This is a genomic window from Robertmurraya sp. DFI.2.37, assembly GCF_029211245.1.
Lineage (GTDB): Bacteria > Bacillota > Bacilli > Bacillales > Cytobacillaceae > Robertmurraya > Robertmurraya methanolica_A.
The window spans coordinates 74,577-93,139 of sequence record NZ_JARGEJ010000009.1; the positions used below are offsets into that span (position 1 = coordinate 74,577).

The 18,563-nt window shown below is 37.7% G+C and carries 15 protein-coding genes and 2 pseudogenes; 5 read left to right on the plus strand and 12 right to left on the minus strand.

Annotated elements, in window-relative coordinates; all coding sequences use genetic code 11:
- Window positions 1-31: 31 nt before the first annotated feature.
- The 8 genes from PZE06_RS07255 to PZE06_RS07290 form a co-directional block, all read right to left on the minus strand.
- The gene (locus PZE06_RS07255; RefSeq protein WP_150914980.1) at window positions 32-1,315 is read right to left on the minus strand and encodes a M20 family metallo-hydrolase; all 1,284 of its coding nucleotides are present in this window, start codon (window positions 1,313-1,315) and stop codon (window positions 32-34) included.
- Window positions 1,316-1,384: 69 nt separating this feature from the next.
- Window positions 1,385-2,494, minus strand: coding sequence for a mandelate racemase/muconate lactonizing enzyme family protein (locus PZE06_RS07260; RefSeq protein WP_150914981.1), 1,110 nt, complete (start codon window positions 2,492-2,494; stop codon window positions 1,385-1,387).
- Window positions 2,491-3,651 carry a M20 metallopeptidase family protein gene (locus PZE06_RS07265; RefSeq protein WP_150914982.1) on the minus strand — a complete coding sequence of 387 codons (1,161 nt, stop codon included), beginning with the start codon at window positions 3,649-3,651 and terminating at the stop codon, window positions 2,491-2,493. The genes PZE06_RS07260 and PZE06_RS07265 overlap by 4 nt, the downstream gene beginning before the upstream one ends.
- 32 nt (window positions 3,652-3,683) lie before the next feature.
- A complete protein-coding gene (locus PZE06_RS07270) occupies window positions 3,684-5,102 on the minus strand; it encodes a YfcC family protein (RefSeq protein ID WP_150914983.1) in 1,419 nt (472 codons plus the stop codon).
- A gap of 265 nt (window positions 5,103-5,367) precedes the next feature.
- Window positions 5,368-6,648 carry a hypothetical protein gene (locus PZE06_RS07275; protein ID WP_150914984.1) on the minus strand — a complete coding sequence of 427 codons (1,281 nt, stop codon included), beginning with the start codon at window positions 6,646-6,648 and terminating at the stop codon, window positions 5,368-5,370.
- 302 nt (window positions 6,649-6,950) lie between these two features.
- The gene (locus PZE06_RS07280) at window positions 6,951-7,778 is read right to left on the minus strand and encodes a TPM domain-containing protein (RefSeq protein WP_150914985.1); all 828 of its coding nucleotides are present in this window, start codon (window positions 7,776-7,778) and stop codon (window positions 6,951-6,953) included.
- Window positions 7,772-8,836, minus strand: coding sequence for a TFIIB-type zinc ribbon-containing protein (locus PZE06_RS07285; RefSeq protein ID WP_150914986.1), 1,065 nt, complete (start codon window positions 8,834-8,836; stop codon window positions 7,772-7,774). The genes PZE06_RS07280 and PZE06_RS07285 overlap by 7 nt, the downstream gene beginning before the upstream one ends.
- A gap of 23 nt (window positions 8,837-8,859) precedes the next feature.
- Window positions 8,860-10,131: an SPFH domain-containing protein gene (locus tag PZE06_RS07290; protein ID WP_150914987.1), complete on the minus strand. Its 1,272-nt coding sequence runs from the start codon at window positions 10,129-10,131 to the stop codon at window positions 8,860-8,862.
- Between the two features lie 382 nt (window positions 10,132-10,513).
- Here PZE06_RS07290 and PZE06_RS07295 point away from each other — a divergent pair.
- The 5 genes and pseudogenes from PZE06_RS07295 (at window position 10,514) to PZE06_RS07315 (ending at window position 14,798) form a co-directional block, all read left to right on the plus strand.
- Window positions 10,514-11,229, plus strand: a pseudogene (locus PZE06_RS07295) (lantibiotic protection ABC transporter ATP-binding protein).
- On the plus strand, window positions 11,226-11,981 hold the full coding sequence (locus tag PZE06_RS07300) for a lantibiotic immunity ABC transporter MutE/EpiE family permease subunit (RefSeq protein ID WP_150914988.1): 756 nt from the start codon (window positions 11,226-11,228) through the stop codon (window positions 11,979-11,981). The pseudogene PZE06_RS07295 and the gene PZE06_RS07300 overlap by 4 nt, the downstream one beginning before the upstream one ends.
- A 4-nt stretch (window positions 11,982-11,985) precedes the next feature.
- Window positions 11,986-12,753 carry a lantibiotic immunity ABC transporter MutG family permease subunit gene (locus PZE06_RS07305; RefSeq protein WP_225310638.1) on the plus strand — a complete coding sequence of 256 codons (768 nt, stop codon included), beginning with the start codon at window positions 11,986-11,988 and terminating at the stop codon, window positions 12,751-12,753.
- An 18-nt stretch (window positions 12,754-12,771) separates the two neighbouring features.
- Entirely contained in the window at window positions 12,772-13,434 is a 663-nt protein-coding gene (locus PZE06_RS07310) for a response regulator transcription factor (protein WP_150914990.1), read from the plus strand.
- A complete protein-coding gene (locus tag PZE06_RS07315) occupies window positions 13,425-14,798 on the plus strand; it encodes a HAMP domain-containing histidine kinase (protein ID WP_150914991.1) in 1,374 nt (457 codons plus the stop codon). The genes PZE06_RS07310 and PZE06_RS07315 overlap by 10 nt, the downstream gene beginning before the upstream one ends.
- A gap of 355 nt (window positions 14,799-15,153) precedes the next feature.
- Here the strand turns inward: PZE06_RS07315 and PZE06_RS07320 are convergent, their stop codons facing one another.
- From PZE06_RS07320 to PZE06_RS07335, 4 genes and pseudogenes are all read right to left on the minus strand, one after another.
- Window positions 15,154-15,516, minus strand: coding sequence for a hypothetical protein (locus tag PZE06_RS07320; RefSeq protein ID WP_095309345.1), 363 nt, complete (start codon window positions 15,514-15,516; stop codon window positions 15,154-15,156).
- 185 nt (window positions 15,517-15,701) lie between these two features.
- On the minus strand, window positions 15,702-16,553 hold the full coding sequence (locus PZE06_RS07325; protein ID WP_191963175.1) for a polysaccharide deacetylase family protein: 852 nt from the start codon (window positions 16,551-16,553) through the stop codon (window positions 15,702-15,704).
- Window positions 16,546-17,327: pseudogene (locus tag PZE06_RS07330) on the minus strand (SDR family NAD(P)-dependent oxidoreductase). The gene PZE06_RS07325 and the pseudogene PZE06_RS07330 overlap by 8 nt, the downstream one beginning before the upstream one ends.
- 66 nt (window positions 17,328-17,393) lie before the next feature.
- Window positions 17,394-18,563: a M20 metallopeptidase family protein gene (locus PZE06_RS07335; protein WP_150914993.1), complete on the minus strand. Its 1,170-nt coding sequence runs from the start codon at window positions 18,561-18,563 to the stop codon at window positions 17,394-17,396.

The window sequence follows — 18,563 nt, forward strand, 5'->3', positions numbered from 1 at the left end:
TTCCACAGTAATATCTGACATAGATTTAAGCTTAAAGTGCTCCCTCCAATTTTTCTACAAAACGTTTCAACACATGAGCAGCTGTGACACAATCATTTAAGCTTGTCCATTCCTGCGGATTGTGACTAATTCCATCTTTGCTGCGAACAAAGAACATCGCGATAGGAAGTTGTTTTCCCATAATCATGGCGTCGTGTCCTGCACCACTCGGCATATAAAGGGGAGATATATTATGTTCTTTGAGCACCTTTGCCTGCAGTTCCTGCATTCTTGCCTGCACTGGAACAGGAGCAACATCTAGCGTTTTCTCCCATTTTACTTTAACATGATGAGCTTTTGAAATCCTTATCGCTTCCTCAATGACTAATCCTGCAAGCTGTTCTAAAGAATTTTTATCAATATCACGAATGTCAACACTCAACCTCACTTCACCAGGAATCACATTCGTCCCATTTGGAAAAACATGTACTTGACCGACTGTTGACACTGCTGATGAACTAACTTTTTGAGGCAATGTGCTGTTCACAAAAATAAATTCACTCGCCGCAACTAACGCATCCTGACGATCGCCCATTGGTGTATTCCCAGCATGTCCTGCTTGACCACTAAAACAAATTTCCAATCCAAATAGCCCGGAAATTCCGGTTACAATTCCAACTGGTTTATCATGCTTCTCAAGTTGTTTCCCCTGTTCGATATGAACTTCAACAAAGATTGCTATTTCACTAGGATCTCTTTTATCAGCAAAAAAAGTATCGCCAGAAAGTCCATTATTTTCTAAAACCTCTTCAAAAGATTTTCCTTCATAATCTTTTTCTGGCAAAGTATTTAAATATCCCATCATTGCTTGGCTGCCAGTAAGACCTGTATTAAATCTGGAGCCTTCTTCATCGGAAAAGATCACCACCTCAAACGATCTATTCGGTTGAACATTCGTCGCTTTCCACGCTTCGACAACTTCCAATGCCGTTAATACACCTAACACACCATCGAAATGACCTCCATTGGGAACAGTATCCAAATGGGAGCCAGACATTATAACTGGAAGAGAAGGTTGTTTTCCATTTAATCGTCCAAAAACGTTTCCGGCATGGTCTTCTTTTACTTCAAGTCCAGCATCGCTCATCCAGTGCTTCACTAGCTCTTTCGCTTGCCTTTCTTCCGCAGAAAAACCGATCCGGCATGAGCCAAAATTATCCGTTATTCCAATATTCGCTATCTCTTGAATTCTAGATGCAAGTCGTTTTCCCTTAATCCCAGCATAATCAAGCCCTGTACTATATTCCTTTAAAAGGTGCTCTGCGATTTGTCTCATATGCCATCCCCTTTCCAAAATGAAGAAAAGACTGCCGATTTTTCTCCCCCAGCAGTCTGATCATGTCGATCATTTTACCTCTATTTTTTTACTAGTCAATTCTTGTAATTGTTTAAGATCAATCGTGATGCCTAAACCAGGTTGAGCTGATAACGCAATCGATTTTTTCGTGAACGGTAACCGGGCTACATCTTTTGAGAACATTAATGGTCCGACGAGTTCATGACTTTGAATCGCCTTTTTCGCAGTTGCAAGATGTAATCCAGCTGCGGACGCAATCGATGATTCAACCATCGAACCGACCTGACAAGTGATGCCAGCCATTTCAGCGATATGTACAAGTTGACCTCCTCGATAGAGACCGCCGCACTTCATCAATTTAATATTAATTTTATCAGCAGCTCTTTTCCCTATTACTTCTCGCATCTCCTTTAAACTATGAAGTCCTTCATCAATCATCACTGGCGTGGTTGTTTTTTTCCTTACCTCCACCAATGCATCAACATCATGAGCAATGACAGGCTGTTCAATCCAATCTATTCCACATTCTTCAATTTGACGAATAACTGAAATCGCTTGGTCAGATGTCACCCACCCTTGATTGGCATCCACTCGAAGTGGATAATCTGGACCGACTGCTGAACGAACAGCCTGAATTCTTGCAACATCTTTTTTAGCGTCCGAACCGACCTTTATTTTAATCGATGAATACCCTTCATCCCTTGCTATTTTTGCCTGTTTAGCCATTACTTCCGGCTCTAAAATACTAAGAACCTTCGGAACTTCAAGCTTCTCGTAGTAGCGCCCTCCCAATAAATCATATAATGGCACCCCTGCTTTCTTTCCCATTAAATCATAGCAGGCGATATCAATCGCTGCTTTAGCAGAAGTATTTCCATATAATAATTTGTCCATTTTTTCATGAATCGCTTCAATTTGAAACGGACGCTCTCCTATTATTTCTGGCAAAAGAAATTTCGTTAAAGCATTTATTACCCCATCAAATGTTTCACCAGTTACATGTTCATCAGGCGTCGCTTCGCCATATCCTATAATTCCTTCATCCGTATGCAATTCTAAAATTACCGAAGGCATATTTTCATACGTATGATAACTTATTATAAATGGCTCGATGAGAGGCAAATGAATCCCATATACAGTTGCGGACGTTATCCTCATACAAACTCCCCGTTTTTAAAATAATCTAATACTGCCCCGGAAACTAACTTAACTGTAGGAACAAACATATTTTCATCAATATCAAATTTAGGATGATGGTGACCATACGGATTTTCTTTCTTGCCAACACCAATAAACGTATACATTCCTGGAATGCGATCCGTATAATAAGAAAAGTCTTCACTACCTAATTGTGGTTCCATCTCCATGATAGATTTTCCTCCAAATAAAGCAGCCGCTTTTTTCCTCATTAAAGAATATAATTTTTCATCATTGACGACTGGCGGGTCACCATATGAATATTCAAGTTCATATTTAGCACCATAAGAGAGACAGATTCCGGCTAAAATATCCTCCAATCTTTGGTGAACCTGTTTGGAGACTTGCTGATTAAAGTGGCGCACTGTTCCTGATAGCTTAGCCTGATCAGGAATAACATTATAAGTTGAGCCTGATTTTAACTCTCCAATACTAACAACGGCTGGGTCAATTGGGCTTAACGACCTGCTGACAATCGTATGGATTTGCATGATCGCCATCGCTGCTAATAGTGTTGGATCGACCGTTTCATTCGGCATCGAACCGTGCCCACCTTTCCCGAAAATACGTATATTGAACTCATCCGCTCCAGCCATCACCGCACCTTTACGAATGCCAATGGTTCCGAGCGGAAGCGGCTGCCAAAGATGGTAGCCAAAAATGGCATCCACCCCTTTTATTCCGCCAGCCGCTACCACCTCACGAGCTCCACCTGGGATCGATTCCTCTGCATGCTGGAAAATAAAGCGAATAGTTCCATTATATTGGCACTTATTTTCCACGAAATATTGGACAAGTCCGAGTAGGATCGCCATATGGCCATCATGACCACATGCATGCATCTTTCCTTTATTTTTTGAGGCAAACGGAAGACCGGTTTCTTCTTGAACGGGCAGAGCATCCATATCAGCTCGTATTGCAACTGTTTTTCCAGGTGCTTTCCCTCTAATTTCAACAGCAACATCTTTTCCAGAAAAGGAGTATGGTTTCAACCCTAATAATTCAAGTTCTTCACGAATAAACTCCCTTGTCTTCACTTCTTCATGAGAAACTTCAGGATATTGGTGAAAATGGCGACGATACTGCACCATTCTTCCTTGCAAGATAGACCAATCCATTACACAACCTTCTTTCAATACGTTCTAGCAAATCATTGATAGCCAATTAAATGAGCAACTAAAACAAAGAGCGCTCCAAGTGAATAGTGAATTAAAATAAGCGGCCATATCCATTTCACCCATTTAATCCATGAAATTCCCGCCAACGCCAACCCTGCCATGAAATATCCGGATGTCGGCGTGAATATATTAGAAATTCCATCACCAAATTGAAATGCTAAAACAGCAGTTTGTCTCGTCACTCCTACTAAATCTGAGAGCGGGGTCATAATTGGCATTGTTAATGCGGCTTGTCCGCTTCCAGAAGGAACAATAAAATTGATCAGGCATTGTACCACATACATCCCTATTGCCGATAATTGGGATGGCAATGCCCCTACAGCACTTGCCAGTGAATATAGAATTGTATCCATAATATTCCCATCTTGAAGAATTACCAAAATACCATATGCAACTCCAACAACAAGGGCACCTAACACAAGAACTTGGCAGCCCTTCACAAATGATTCAGCTATTTTGCTAAAAGACATTTTTGAAACTAATCCGATAGCAATTCCCATAAGTATGAATAATCCGGCAATTTCGTTTAAATACCAACCAAACTTGATCACCCCTACTGCCAAGGCAACAAGCGTAAGCAATAGAATAGCAAACGCTGCTTTATGTCGAGCGCTAAATTCTACTTCTTTGTGCTCTCCTAACGTGCCAAGCATCTCTTGGCTCTCATTAAAAACTAAACTTAATTCTGGATTTTTCTTCACTTTATTAGCGTAGCGCATCACATACCAAATGCTTACACCTAAGAATACGATCAGAAAAATAATTCGGAGTAGCATGCCTGAGAAAATCGGAATTTCAGCAATTCCCTGTGCAACTCCAACAGTAAATGGATTCATGAAGGCCGCTGTAAATCCGGCTGATGTTCCAAGTAAAACAATAGCCGCTCCAACGATTGAGTCAAAGCCAACCATAATAACAAGAGGGACAATAATTGTAATATAGGGAATCGTTTCTTCTGCTAAACCAAGCATAGCTCCAGAAAGAGCAAAGAATGTCATGAGGACTGGAATGAGGAATTGTTCTTTTCCGTTTAATTTCCCTGTAATGCTATGAACCACTCCTTCAATCGCTCCACTTGCCCGTAATATCCCAAAGGAACCACCTACAATAAAAATGTAGAATATTATGCTTGCCGATGACTCCATTCCTTTATGAATCGATTGAAAGATTTCAAGAAAAGAGACTGGTGAACTATCGACCATATGGTAACTGCCATCAACAACGACTGTTCTTCCCTGTTCATTTTCAGCCCGATCATAGCTTCCTGCTGGAACCAAATATGTGCTTATCGCTGCAATAATGATGACAGCAAATAAAATGACGAATACATGCGGAACTTTCCATTTTTGGCGAGGTACCTCTGGACTGGCTTTTTCTATGTTTGCTGACATTGACTTCGCTCCTTTTTATAAAAAATTTGCTCACATTTCATTAACGTCGTTAATATGTCGCTTTTATAAAATGGAGACTGTTCCTCTGTTTTATTTGAAAGTTAGGAGTACGAATAAGTGTCGTTATTATGTCGCTTTTACAAAGTACAAACTCCTTCCTTTTTAAAATAATAAACGACCACTTTTTCGAATCTTAATAATTTTAAGTTAATTATAATTATACATTTTATTTACTGTCAATACAAAATTACTATAAGCCACTCTGCTATTTTACGAGAAAAGTATAGATTGCCCTAGGTCTTCCGTATTGATATAGTTGTTCTTCTCCAATTTTAAAAACCAATTTTTGCGCGATCAGCTTTTTTAATAATCTCTCTGCAGAACGTCGTGTCACTGCAAAATTATTCGCAAGATCCTCTGTCGTAAATTGATTTTTTGGGAGGCTTTCTACAAAGGATAAAAACTGGTTAAGCTTTGCAACGCTTACTCCTGCCTTTTTAGCTCGCTCTTGAATCGTCTTATCATAACTGTTTAACTGGTAAGCCTTATTCTCCTTTGTCCCCAATGGTCCAATGATCATTTCATCTTCTGTGACAATAAAAGCTATCTTTGTACTATCGTATCTTTCCGTATGTGTTAGTGCGATTTTGCCATTACGCTTCGCTTCATCTATCGTTAATCCAAATCCAATCCCTAATTTGACAGGAACTTCCAGCTGACTAAAGGGGAACTCTTGGAAGTTATTTGTTGCTTGTTCCATTCTCCCTCTCGTACTATGAAACATACAGACACCATTCTTTCTATATGGGGTCGAGCTTTCAAGCTCAGCATCAAGATTAGCGGCGATTTCATTCAAAATACTATCCTCTATCTTCTCCGATTCTAGTAAAATATATCCTACTGCCATTTGCGATTGTCTCGTTAAGTAAATATTAGATTGAACTATTGCTTCTTCAATTGCCTCCATAACATTTTTCTTTGGATCAATTAATTTTCTGCACGGGAGGCCTTTTGCTTGCATGCCATCATAAACTGCATGAATACTTGTTAATGTAATATCTACTTTCCCTTGTTGGTGAAGCTGCTCATGATACGCCATAATTTTACTAGTCGAAAAATTCGAGGAAGTATTTTTATCAAAGATAAAAGGATAATCAATAAGCCACATGAGATCGTGTTGAAGATGTACATCATGTAAACACTGTAAAAGTATCGAGCGATCTGGGATATCGAGCGAAATTCGTTCTAGTGAAAATCCCTCATGGTATAGTAATTGAAAAAGGGAAATGGAAAGCATGTATTCATTAATGGGAATATACAAGCTGGGCTTCTTATAGGACCTCAAAATTTCCTGTGCAAAATAATAAGGCAATAGGCCTGAAAAAAGCATGACATCGCAATAACGCGCCTTCTCGATTTCCTTTACTACTTCCTCTGGTTTATTATAAATGAAGGGAATCAGTATAATATCTGTTCTATCTTTGGTGTATTCTTGAACTTGTTCCACCATTGCTGCTGAGCCAAAAAAAGCAATTTGTGTCGGCACAGTATCTCCACCTTTATAAAATCTAAAGTCTTTTTTTATTAATTTCATTGTATAATTTTTCAATTATCATGCCTATAGTTATTTTATTTATAGGCTAAAATGATTACTAAAACAGACTTCAAAGAATCCTTCACAACCATGAGTTTGGATGATATGAAGGACCTTCCATTGGTCATGTTACCTGTTAACCGGAAAGCTTAGCTTGACATACTATGAAACACCAAATTTTAACACATAAGAAAAAAGCCAATGCTCCTGTTTTAAGCATTGACCTTTTGTATTAAAGAAAAAGAAGGGGATATTCAAAACTTTCTCCCTCCTCCTCCGATTCCACCGCCGCCGATGCCACCTGAAAATGAACTTCCACCACTATTGTTATTTGCCTTCGGTATCTTTTGTTGGGTGACTATCGTATTGAAGTGTTGATCATGTTTTCTCGTCAGTTTGAAGGAATTATCTTGCAAATAAGTTCTGGCGTTAACGGTTGAACGTCCCCTATTTCCCATCACCATCGTACCAATTGTAATTCCACCGACTGCGATCGAGATAAAAAAATAAATTCCGAGTTTCTGAAGCCAAGTGATTTCTCCCGACACGGTTCCATTCCCCGTATCGGCATATCCTGAATCTCCAGAAGTATTTGCACTTGAAGTAGCAGGAGGCCCTGATTCCATCATTCTTTCTAATTCATCAAGGAAAATAGCAGCACTTTCACCATATTTCTCTTCTCCTAAATATGGATACACTTCGTCTAGTAATTCTTCCACTCTATTAGCATCAATATATTTTGTTCCCTTATCTCTTGTAAAAATATAAACTTCACGTTCATCCATATTTAATAGATAAAGGACACCATCCAATGTTCCTTCATAGCCGAATCCATGTTCTTCATAGAAATCACGGGCATATTCGTTTGAAGACTTCCCTTCGCTATCATCAGTTGTAACAATCGCAATGTCCATCTCTGTTTGCTCGCTTAATAACATTGCCCTGTCATTAAGTTCCGTTCTTTCTGCCTCTGTAAACAACTGTGCCTCATCATAAACCTTTTCATAAGCAGCAAGTGCATTTGTTCCACAACTAATGAAAAGAAGCAAGATTGGCAGCAAAAAAAATACTTTTTTCACCATATAAATTGCCCCCCTATCATTAATGCTGCGAAGGAGGCTGCAGAAACCGCTCCAAACCACGCACTTGCCCTTCCTTTACTAATTGGCAGCTTTCCAGCAATTTTTCCGGTCTGCCCATTCATCGCAAAAATATAAGTATTTCCCTTAAATTGGTAAGTAAACATCCATACCGGCAGCAGGACATATGTCGCTCCGACGTTATTTAATTTTATGTCAGTCCTTTTTACACTCACTGAACTGTAGCCATTTATTGTTCCCCGTAACAGCGTACTCATATTCTTTCTTATGATTTCTGATACTCTCGGGTAGACATCATTTTGATCCATATCGTATTTTTCTGCTAAGTAGCCCGATAAATAGGACATGGAGAAATCGGTTAAATCCTTGTAATGATAAGGTTCCAAAACATTCATCAGCTCGTCGTCCATTTTCCTTGAACCATCTGCAGGCACATCACGAAAAATCGCTTTTCCTTCTCGGAGAACACGATAATATTTTGTTTCAGTATAACGAGTATCCCCTCTCGTATAAGAGCGAACCTTTGTAGCATCACCGCTGATTTCTCCAAACGGGCTGCAATGAAAGAGCCAAAACGGTACATAAATGCCCGACAACTTCTCAAGTTCTGAAGTTGTTGTAAATTGTTTCGAAAGTAGCGGTTTTTTCTTACACCAGTTAATAAATAATTCAGTTGCTTTCTCACGATTAATTTGAAATGGAATCACTTTTTCTGGACGATATTCGCCTTCAAGCCTTCTTGGGATGATCGTTGGGTTATGACAGTAATAACAAAATGTAGCAGCCGTTGTATCATCGGTAACAATTTCAGCACCACAACTTTCACAACTGTACCCAACAGCATTTTCCTGAAATTCCTGTTCAAGCTCCTGTGCTTTTTCTGTATTTTTCTCTGCCTCGGCCTGCTCATTATTAATAAAGGACCGCACTTCCTGCTCATGAAATTCACTTAAGCAATAATCGCATGTCCAGTTTTGCGTATCAGCCTTAAAGGCAAGCGGTCCGCCACAATTAATACATTTATAGACGATAACCCCCATCGTAAATCACCTCATTATACCGCTTAAAATTTGCTTCCACATTCTGGGCAAAATTTCATTGCTGCCCCTTCTGGAGCAGTGAATCCACATTGACTGCAAGTGAGCGCTTCAGGCTTTTTATTTCCACAATTGGAGCAAAACTTGCCGCTGTTTTCACTGCCACATTGACATTGCCAGCTATCTACCTGCGGCTTCGGTGAACCACATTCTGAACAAAACTTTCCTTCATTTTTTTGTCCGCACTCGCATTGCCAAGTAGCTGAATTACCGGGAGTAACAGGCTGTTGTGCTTGCTGCTGCATTTGAAACCTATTCGTTTCAGAAGCACTTTGAGAAAAATTTCCGGCTCCCTGCATCCCCATTCCCATTCCGATGAATCCATTCATGGCCCCGCCTTCATTTGAACCAGCCGCCTCAAGTCCACGAGCAATTGAGCCTTGAACATAACCTTCCCGAACAGATGCGTCTTGAAGCATCGCTCCCTGATTTCTCATATTGATCAATTTTTGTGACTGATCATCATAGGAAATGCTATTAATCCCAACGGATTCTACACGCATTCCACGAAGTCGCGTCCATTCCTCGTCGAGTACACTTGACATGTATCTTGCCAATTCCATTCCTCTTGAAGCAACAAATGAGATGCGAATGCCATCACTCGACATTTGGTTAATCGCCGTTTGCAAGGCATTCATAAACTCAGATAAATATTGCGTATTAATTTCGTTAATATCCACTACATGTTTATTTCTTGGGATCGCTTCTTCATAAAATTTTAACGGATCAACAATTTTAATCGAATACGAGCCGTGAGTACGCAAAAATAATTCCGCATTATAAAAATTATCAAAGTAATTAATCGGATTTCGTGTTCCAAATTTAATTCCTTTGATTTCTTGAAGATTAATAAAGTACGCCTTTTGCGAAGAGGAAGGCATGCCGCCAAATTTAAAACGATTAAACGTCTCTCTGACCGTTTCATCAAGTTCACCATTGAATAAAGATGGCATGGATGAATTAACTACTTCGTAATAGCCTTCTTCCGCCGTATAATCAATAATTCTTCCGCCATCAACCAATAGCATGAATTGATTGGCCTGTACATGGATAACCGAGCCGTTGGAAATGGTCGTATCGGTTCCTTTTTTATTCGAATTTCTTTTATCTTTCGTTCTCATTTTTACACCGACAGACATAACCGTTGTATCGCTCATCTCCTGAGGCACAATCACTTCCAACCATTGATCTGCTAAACTGCCTTTTACCGCATCTACTGCTGCTTTAATGATGCCCATCAAATACTCCCCCTAAAATTTATATCTTTCTCATTTTTTTTAGTATAACATGTCATTTTTAGAAAATGAGGGGAATGCCAAAAATTGATGAGATTGTATGTTACCGAGGAAGTCTTTAAAGTGAACCTCCCAATGTTTAAAGTTTTTATTCTCACTTATTAGCAAATATTTCTTCGAACAACCTTGTCATCCAGAATTCTACAACGTCTTAAGTCCAAGTCATTTAAAGACAAAACAAAAATTTTGATAAAAACTTGATAATTATATTTTAGAATAACAGCAATTGGCATTTAGAAGGTTTTTTCAGATGTGGCTTGGTCATTTAATCCACTATGTTCAGGCGGTCTTTAAAGAGAAATAACGAAATAAAGGAGAGATTGACATGGAAACAGTTTTGTTAAAAACAAAAAATCTTACAAAAAATTTGGCAAGGAATTAGCAGTATCAGATGTTTCGTTAACCGTGTATAAAAATAGTATTTATGGTTTGCTTGGTCCAAATGGTGCTGGGAAATCAACTACGCTTAAAATTATTACCGGAATTTTGCGAAATACGTCTGGAGAAATTTTCTTTGATGGGCACAAATGGAGAAGATCAGATTTAAAAAATATTGGTTCACTAATCGAGTCTCCACCTCTTTATGATAATTTGACTGCATTCGAAAATGTAAAAGTACATGCCACTTTACTCGGCCTTTCTGAGGAGCGGATTCACACAGTTTTAAAGATTGTCGATATGCAGCATGTTGGTAAAAAAAAAGCAGGACAGTTCTCAATGGGAATGAAACAACGACTTGGCATCGCAATCGCTTTGCTAAATCATCCAAAATTATTAATTTTGGATGAACCTACAAATGGGCTTGATCCCATTGGTATCCAAGAGCTCAGAGAGCTTATTCGTTCCTTTCCGCAAAAAGGAATTACTGTAATTTTATCGAGTCACATTCTATCGGAAGTCGAGCAAATTGCCGATCATATCGGCATTATTAGTGGAGGATACCTTGGATACGAAGGTAAGATAAATAAGTCGGATAATTTAGAACAATTATTTATGGAAGTCGTTAAGAAAAGCAAGGAAAGAGAAGGAATGAAAAGATGAGAAACTATATTAAAGCAGAAAATCTAAAATTCAAAAGAACATTTTCAAGAAAAATGATCATTATCGTTCCATTATTAAATATTGGGCTCTCTTTTCTATTGAATACTCAATATTTTGTTCCAGGTACTTTTAATTGGTGGTCCATTATTTTTATGCCAGTGATGCTTGCTTTATTATGCTCTTTATCCCATCAAAAGGAAAAAAAAGCATCCAATTATAATAGTACGTATTCATTGCCAATCGATCTAGGAAAGCTTTGGTTTTCCAAAATAATGGTTATTATGACTTATTCTTTGCTATCTCAACTTGCGTTTTTAGTATTCATGTATGGCATGGGCTTCGTTATTCCTAATTTTACCTTTATTAGCCTTTCCACCATTTCTGCAAGTTTACTGCTATGGGTGACAAGTCTTTGGCAAATTCCCCTTTGTTTAATGGTGGCTAAGAAATTTGGGGGTACTGCTGCAGTAATGCTAAATCTTTTTGGAACACTTGTTTTAGGGATTATGCCTGCATCCAGTTCCTTTTGGTGGGTTTCTCCTTGGAGCTGGCCAATACGCATGATGTGTCCGACAATCGGCATTCATCCTAATGGAACTTATTTAGAAATTAATGATCCATTACTCAGCTGGTGGGTTATACCGCCTGCCGTTATCATAGCTATCCTATTATTTATGATATTATCGTTCCTGACAAGTCACTTATTCGCCTCCTCTACAAATGACAAAATGAAAAAACAGGAGGTGCTGTAAATTGATGTTACTTTTTAGGAGCATACAAGCCGATTTTCAGAAGATGAAACGGACTTCATTTATGTGGTTGCACTTGTTTATTCCAGTTATTTGTTCAATCATCTTAATCCTGTATCTTAATGGAAGAGAGCAAAATCAATACCAATTATACAGAACATTTACCGAGGTCATCGCCATCTCATTACCATTTCTTATCGGAATTCTTTGTGGGATGACGGCTTCACTGGAAGAACGTGCAGGGAAATTTCAAGTATTGCTTGGGAGCACGTTTCCGAAAATCACTGCATTTATCAGCAAAGTGCTTATGTTAATAATCTTAAATATTTTTTCCATAAGTCTGGCTATGATCATATATTTAATTGGACTAACATTTGTATTAGAAGTTCCTAATTTATCTTATAGTATTTTTATAACAGGGGGGGCATGGCTTGTTGCAAGCTGTATCGTTCTCTATTTACTTTATTTTTTTATCAGCTGCAAGTTTGGAATGGGAGCATCTGTCTTACTAGGCGGTGCCGGTTTGCTCATGACTGCCCTTATGAATACTGGATTAGGAGATGCTATATGGAAGTATAATCCTTGGGCATGGGGAATCAGATTATCTGGATTAAATGGGATCATTCACTTTAAAGAGTTTAGTGAAAAGCTACGGCCTTTATTAATTCATGAAATGACTAATGGTACATATCTTGCCACCATTGGTATTATAATGATATTTATTGCTTGCCTCATATGGTTTCACAAATGGGAGGGCAACAGAACATTCGAGTAGTGAAAGGAGAATTAAGAAATGGCAAAGATTCTTGCAGTCGATGATGACAAAGCTATTCTTGTGCTTATACAAAATATACTACGCCGTGACCAGCATCATATTGACATATTAAAGACTGTTCAGGGACACCCCCATGATAAATTTCAAGGCTACGATTTAATTTTGCTTGATGTGATGATGCCAGATATAGACGGTTTTGAATTGTGTAAACAGATACGGCCATTTGTCGATTGTCCGATCCTTTTTCTCACGGCGAAAACAGAAGAGGAAGCAATCGTGAAAGGTCTGATTACCGGTGGAGATGATTATATTACAAAACCCTTTGGCGTAAAGGAGCTTAGTGCCAGAGTTAATGCACATTTAAGAAGGGAAGGCAGAGAAAAGCATCAATCGAAAAGAGTCATTTCCGGATTTGTATTTCACTTTGATAGTAAGGAAGTTTTCATCAAAAACCACAGTCTCAATTTAACAAAAAATGAATATACAATTTGTGAATTTTTAGCACTGCATAAAGGGAGAACTTTTTCAAGAGAACAAATTTATGAGGAGGTATATGGTATAAATGGAGACGCCCTTTATTCCACCATTACCGAATTTATCAGGACAATTCGGAAGAAGTGCAAAGAACATGGTGTCGATCCCATTAAAACAGTATGGGGCGTAGGATATAAATGGGAATAATTTTTGCAAGAAAAAAAAACCTCCTCAGGGAATTAATAAAATATATTGTTACATTATCTTTATGTTTGTTTATTATTACAGTTCTCTATTTTATTTTAAATACAATAGCCATAAATGTTGGTTTTTTCCAACCAGCCAATTATCATGAACGGGAAGCAGAAAAGCTAATACCTATGCTTGAAACTGCTCGAAAAATAACACCTGATATGATCCCAGATACGATGTCATATGCCCTCCTTGATAAGGATACGAAACAAAAGATAGCCGGGACTATTAAAGATAAAGACCTGCAGTTGGTAAAAAATAAGATTGAAAAGAAACCATATGTGAATTACAAGCAAAAAGGTTATTTGATTATAGAAAGAAGGGATGAATATTGTGTTTTGCAATATTCATTACGGGCGGAATTTAGCTCACCCTTACTGAGGAAATATCTCCCTAACTATGAATTAACAAGTATTTGTATTTTAATCATTCTGCTCATATTCGCTATTGCCATGATTACCACTTATTTTGCCAATAAATTAAGAAAAAACTTTGAAACACTGAGTTTAATCACCCGAAATATTAAGGAGCAAAATTTACAATTCACACCTACATTTACACATATAAAAGAGTTCGATGATGTCATAAACTCTTTAATTGAAATGAGAGATGCACTTCAATCTTCTCTTGAGGCACAATGGCGTTTAGAAAAAAACAAAAAAGAACAAATTGGCTCCTTAGCACATGACATCAAAATTCCCATTACCATCATTAAAGGAAATGCTGAACTGCTTAGCTTATCTGCACAAGATGAGGAACAGGCTGAATATACAAGATACATTATCAGTGCGGGAATTCAAATTGAACAGTATATTTATCAGTTAATTCATTTATCGAAAATGGAGGATTCTTTAACGGTTCATTTCGAGAAAGAAGCAATAGCTACATTAACTGAAACCTTGCAAGAAGACATCATTGCTTACAAAGGAAATAAAACAATCGATATTATGTTTACAATTGAACATCTCCTAGATGAAGCAATGATAGACTGGCAATTACTGCATCGGGCATTCATGAACATCTTAACAAATGCGGTTGATTATACACCGGAAGGTGGAACTGTCTCCGTGCATGCTGAATGCGACTCTGAATTCTTTTCTTTTGTTGTGAAAGACACGGGAATAGGATTTTCAGAAGCCGCATTAAAAAAAGCAACTGAGCTTTTTTACATGGATGACAAAAGCCGTCATTCTAAAGGTCATTATGGAATGGGACTAACCTTTGCAAAAAGTGCGGTCAATCTTCATAACGGAGAGCTAACTCTCGGAAACACGGAAGAAGGTGGAGGAGAGGTTCGAGTAACAATTCCATTAGTTTAAAATTTCACTCTAACAACCTCCACTTTTATAAGCCCCACTAAGATAAGGATTGTGAGATAAGTTTCAATCAAAAAAGCAAGGGAAGAAAAAGGAGCGCTCTTCTCTTGCTTTTGCTCTATCGTCATTTATAGTTTTAGCTTTTTTTAAAATATGGCTTTCATTACAAAAAAATAAGTAGCTTTCACACATCATTCAAAATCTAAAAAGAAAAGAGCTCACTTTATAGCTAAGTGGATTTATACTTACTGATCTGATATGGAGAAATCTAGTAATTAAGAAAAAGGATAAAAACGAAATGACAGAGTATAAATATTCCTAACCTTAATAATCTAACAGATTTAATTTTAAGGCTACTCTACTTTAGCAGAGAAATGGTCACATCTTCTTCATTTAATTCTAACCAAACAGTTTCTTTTCCATTGCTATAGATTTTCATACTTCCTTCTTGATTAATTTCCTTCCAACCTTTTTTTTCAAGGTCCTCAATATATTCAGCAGAGTTAAAAAAACTTTTTGGACTGGCTGCCCCTGAAATCTTATATTCCACACTTTTAGCCAATTTTTTATTAGTAAAGACATAATCTGATGATTTCACTGCATTACTCGGAATTAAAAAGTCTTTGTGCACTTCAGAAGGAATGGTGTTTACTTTGGAGCCACAACTTGAAAAGTAAATCAAAGAAAAGCCGATCATTAATACTAATAATCCTTTTTTCATTTCATATCACCTCATAAAAAGTATGTCACTCATATAAATAATACCAAGTATCGGATAAAAACACATAATACATGATAAAAAAGCGACCTAAACCTTTTGTGTTGATAGGATTAAGCCGCTTTTTCGAGAATTCATCAAAAAGATTAAAATATTAGATTGGTAATAATTAAACTTAGTTATTAAAATTACTCCGGAGCATAAATTCCAAATTCGGTGCCTTTTAAATAAGAATCTGCAACGTTATCCATTCTGGAAAAGCTAATCCCTTTTTCCATTAAACCATCTATCCAATTTTCCAAACCTAGTAATCGGTGTCCACGACCTGATACCTGTGGATGGAAAGTGACCACTAAAACACCGTTTTGAAAATCGCGGAGCATATAATCGATATCTCCATTCCAGTTTGAAAACATCTCATCCGGTGTTTTCAAACCTGGAAAAACAGCTGTTGATGTTTTTAAATACTCAAAATAAACATAATCATCAAGAGACCATGAAACGGGAATCTCTACAACTTTTGATTGTTCTCCAAACTTTGAAGCTTGATCTTTAAAATGTTCATCTTCACATCTGCTAAAATAGACAGAATAGTCATTGCCCATTTGACTGCTGTCATAAATCACTCCTAAGCTTTCGAGATTTTTTATTGTTCTTGAAGAAACATCCCAAGAAGGAGAGCGAAATCCCTTTGGTCTATGTCCAAGAACCTTTTCTGTTACATCAATAGACTTTTGTAAAATCTCCCACTCTTCCTCAAAAGAAAGAATATTAAAATTTTCATGGGCATACCCATGCAAAGCAATCTCATGCCCCTGCTCTATAATAGCTTTGCAAACTTCAGGGTAGGTTTCTATTGTGTGTCCTGGAACAAACCAGGTGGATTGAATCTCTCTCTTTCCCAGCATATGCAGAATTCTTGGGACTGCAACAGCGCCAAACTCTCCTCTAGATATTGACGTCAGCGTGGTCATGTCTCGTTGGAGCCATAACGAGATCGCATCAAAATCAAAAGTTAAACATACGGTTCCTTTATTCATACATCTCACCTTTCGATTTAGATCTGCCGGCGGATCTTCCCCCATCAATCACAAATTCTGCACCTGTTGTATAACTTGCCTCTTCAGAAGCTAGGAATAGAACTGTTCTTGCAACCTCTTGTGGGTAACCAATTCTTCCTAATGGAACACCTTTTGATTGCTGCTGCTCATTTGATTGGTCTATTTCTCCCCTATATTTCATCATATCCGTGTCAATAAACCCCGGATAAATCGAATTTGCTCGAATATGATAGGATGCATACTCCATGGCAACATGCTTGGTCAGACTGCGAATAGCCCCTTTACTTGCTCCATAAAGAGAAACTCCTACTGAACCTGTTAAACCGGCAGTTGAAGAGTTATTAATAATTGAGCCACCATTTTGTTTCATCATCACTGGTATGACATGCTTCAAGCCGAGAAAAGTACCTGCAACATTAATATTCATAAGGTTTTGCCATTCTTCAAGTGTTGTCTCAATTAATGGTTTTATTAAAAATGTTCCGGCATTATTAAATAAAATATTGATTTCGGCATAGTTATCTAATGTTTTTAAAACAACCTGTTCCCAGCATTTTCGCAACTAATATTATGAGAAATAGAAATGGCTTTACCCCCGCTTTTTTTTATCTCTGCCGAAGTCTGATTTACCGCTTCTTCATTTAAATCGGTGACAACAACATTTGCTCCTTCTTTTGCAAATAATAAGGCGGTTTCTTTTCCAATTCCATTGCCAGCACCGGTTATAATTGCCGTTTTATTTTTTAAGCGCATAAAGGCCCTCCTAGTATTTTACATATCCTCAACATAATAAAATTCATTTAGAAAATAGGGATACCCTTATTCTTCCTCCAATAAAACGGATAAGAAAAATTTTGCACTAATCAAAATGGAGCGTTCATCAACATTAAATTTTGGGTGATGCTGTGGATACTCTGCTTCTATTTCGCTATTTCCACCTCCAACAAATACAAAGGCACCCGGTACTTCCTTTAAATAATAAGCAAAGTCTTCCATTCCCATTGAAGGTAGTGGATATTTAATATTTTCCTTCCCTAAAAGATTAATAGCGACCTTTTCTGCTTTTTGAATATGCTCTGGATGATTCCATAAAGAAGGATACCCTCTTATATAATTCACATTTGCTTTCGCTCCGGAGCTTTCACATGTTGATTTTGCAATTTGATTTATATTTGTTTCAATAGAATTTCGAACCTCATCATCGAACGTTCTAACCGTACCTGTTAAACTTGCCCTGTCAGCAATGACATTGAACGCTTGACCAGCTTGAAATGTCCCGACTGTTACAACTGCAGGCTTATATGGATCAATTTTTCTACTTACAATATTTTGTAAATTATTAACCAATTGCGCTCCGACTACTAAAGAATCAATAGTGATTTGCGGTTTGGCACCATGCCCTCCTTTTCCAATAATTTCAATTTCAAATTTATCTCCTGCTGCCATAGCATCCCCTTCAATAATGCCAATTGTACCAATAGGAAGAGATGACCAAACATGAACACCATAAATAGCATCCACTCCATCAAGGCAACCATCCTCAATCATCGATTTCGCCCCACCTGGTATTTGCTCTTCTGCAAATTGATGGATAAAAATAACGGTTCCTCTAATCTCTTCTTTTACCTCACTTAAAACTTTTGCCACTCCTAATAAACTGGCAGTATGTACATCATGTCCACATGCATGCATAACTCCCGGAACTCGTGATTTATATTCCACTTCTTTTTCATCTTGAATCGGAAGTGCGTCAAAGTCGGCACGGAAAGCAATCGTCCGCCCTGGTTTTCCACCGCGTAACTTCCCTACAACTCCTCTACCTCCGACTTCTGTTCTTACTTCTAAACCAAGATTTTTTAAAAAATCAGCTATTTTTCTAGGTGTATTGACTTCTTGAAATGAAAGTTCAGGATACATATGCAAGTCTCTACGTATCGACACTAATTCTGGATAAATCTCTTCCAATCTAGTAAATAATGACTTAAGCAT

Bases quoted from the DNA above. Each gene is read 5' to 3' on its own strand.
- PZE06_RS07255 (WP_150914980.1), bottom strand. From the start codon at position 1,315: ATGAGACAAATCGCAGAGCACCTTTTAAAGGAATATAGTACAGGGCTT.
- PZE06_RS07260 (WP_150914981.1), bottom strand. From the start codon at position 2,494: ATGAGGATAACGTCCGCAACTGTATATGGGATTCATTTGCCTCTCATC.
- PZE06_RS07265 (WP_150914982.1), bottom strand. From the start codon at position 3,651: ATGGATTGGTCTATCTTGCAAGGAAGAATGGTGCAGTATCGTCGCCAT.
- PZE06_RS07270 (WP_150914983.1), bottom strand. From the start codon at position 5,102: ATGTCAGCAAACATAGAAAAAGCCAGTCCAGAGGTACCTCGCCAAAAA.
- PZE06_RS07280 (WP_150914985.1), bottom strand. From the start codon at position 7,778: ATGGTGAAAAAAGTATTTTTTTTGCTGCCAATCTTGCTTCTTTTCATT.
- PZE06_RS07285 (WP_150914986.1), bottom strand. From the start codon at position 8,836: ATGGGGGTTATCGTCTATAAATGTATTAATTGTGGCGGACCGCTTGCC.
- PZE06_RS07290 (WP_150914987.1), bottom strand. From the start codon at position 10,131: ATGGGCATCATTAAAGCAGCAGTAGATGCGGTAAAAGGCAGTTTAGCA.
- PZE06_RS07300 (WP_150914988.1), top strand. From the start codon at position 11,226: ATGAGAAACTATATTAAAGCAGAAAATCTAAAATTCAAAAGAACATTT.
- PZE06_RS07305 (WP_225310638.1), top strand. From the start codon at position 11,986: ATGTTACTTTTTAGGAGCATACAAGCCGATTTTCAGAAGATGAAACGG.
- PZE06_RS07310 (WP_150914990.1), top strand. From the start codon at position 12,772: ATGGCAAAGATTCTTGCAGTCGATGATGACAAAGCTATTCTTGTGCTT.
- PZE06_RS07315 (WP_150914991.1), top strand. From the start codon at position 13,425: ATGGGAATAATTTTTGCAAGAAAAAAAAACCTCCTCAGGGAATTAATA.
- PZE06_RS07320 (WP_095309345.1), bottom strand. From the start codon at position 15,516: ATGAAAAAAGGATTATTAGTATTAATGATCGGCTTTTCTTTGATTTAC.
- PZE06_RS07325 (WP_191963175.1), bottom strand. From the start codon at position 16,553: ATGAATAAAGGAACCGTATGTTTAACTTTTGATTTTGATGCGATCTCG.
- PZE06_RS07335 (WP_150914993.1), bottom strand. From the start codon at position 18,563: ATGCTTAAGTCATTATTTACTAGATTGGAAGAGATTTATCCAGAATTA.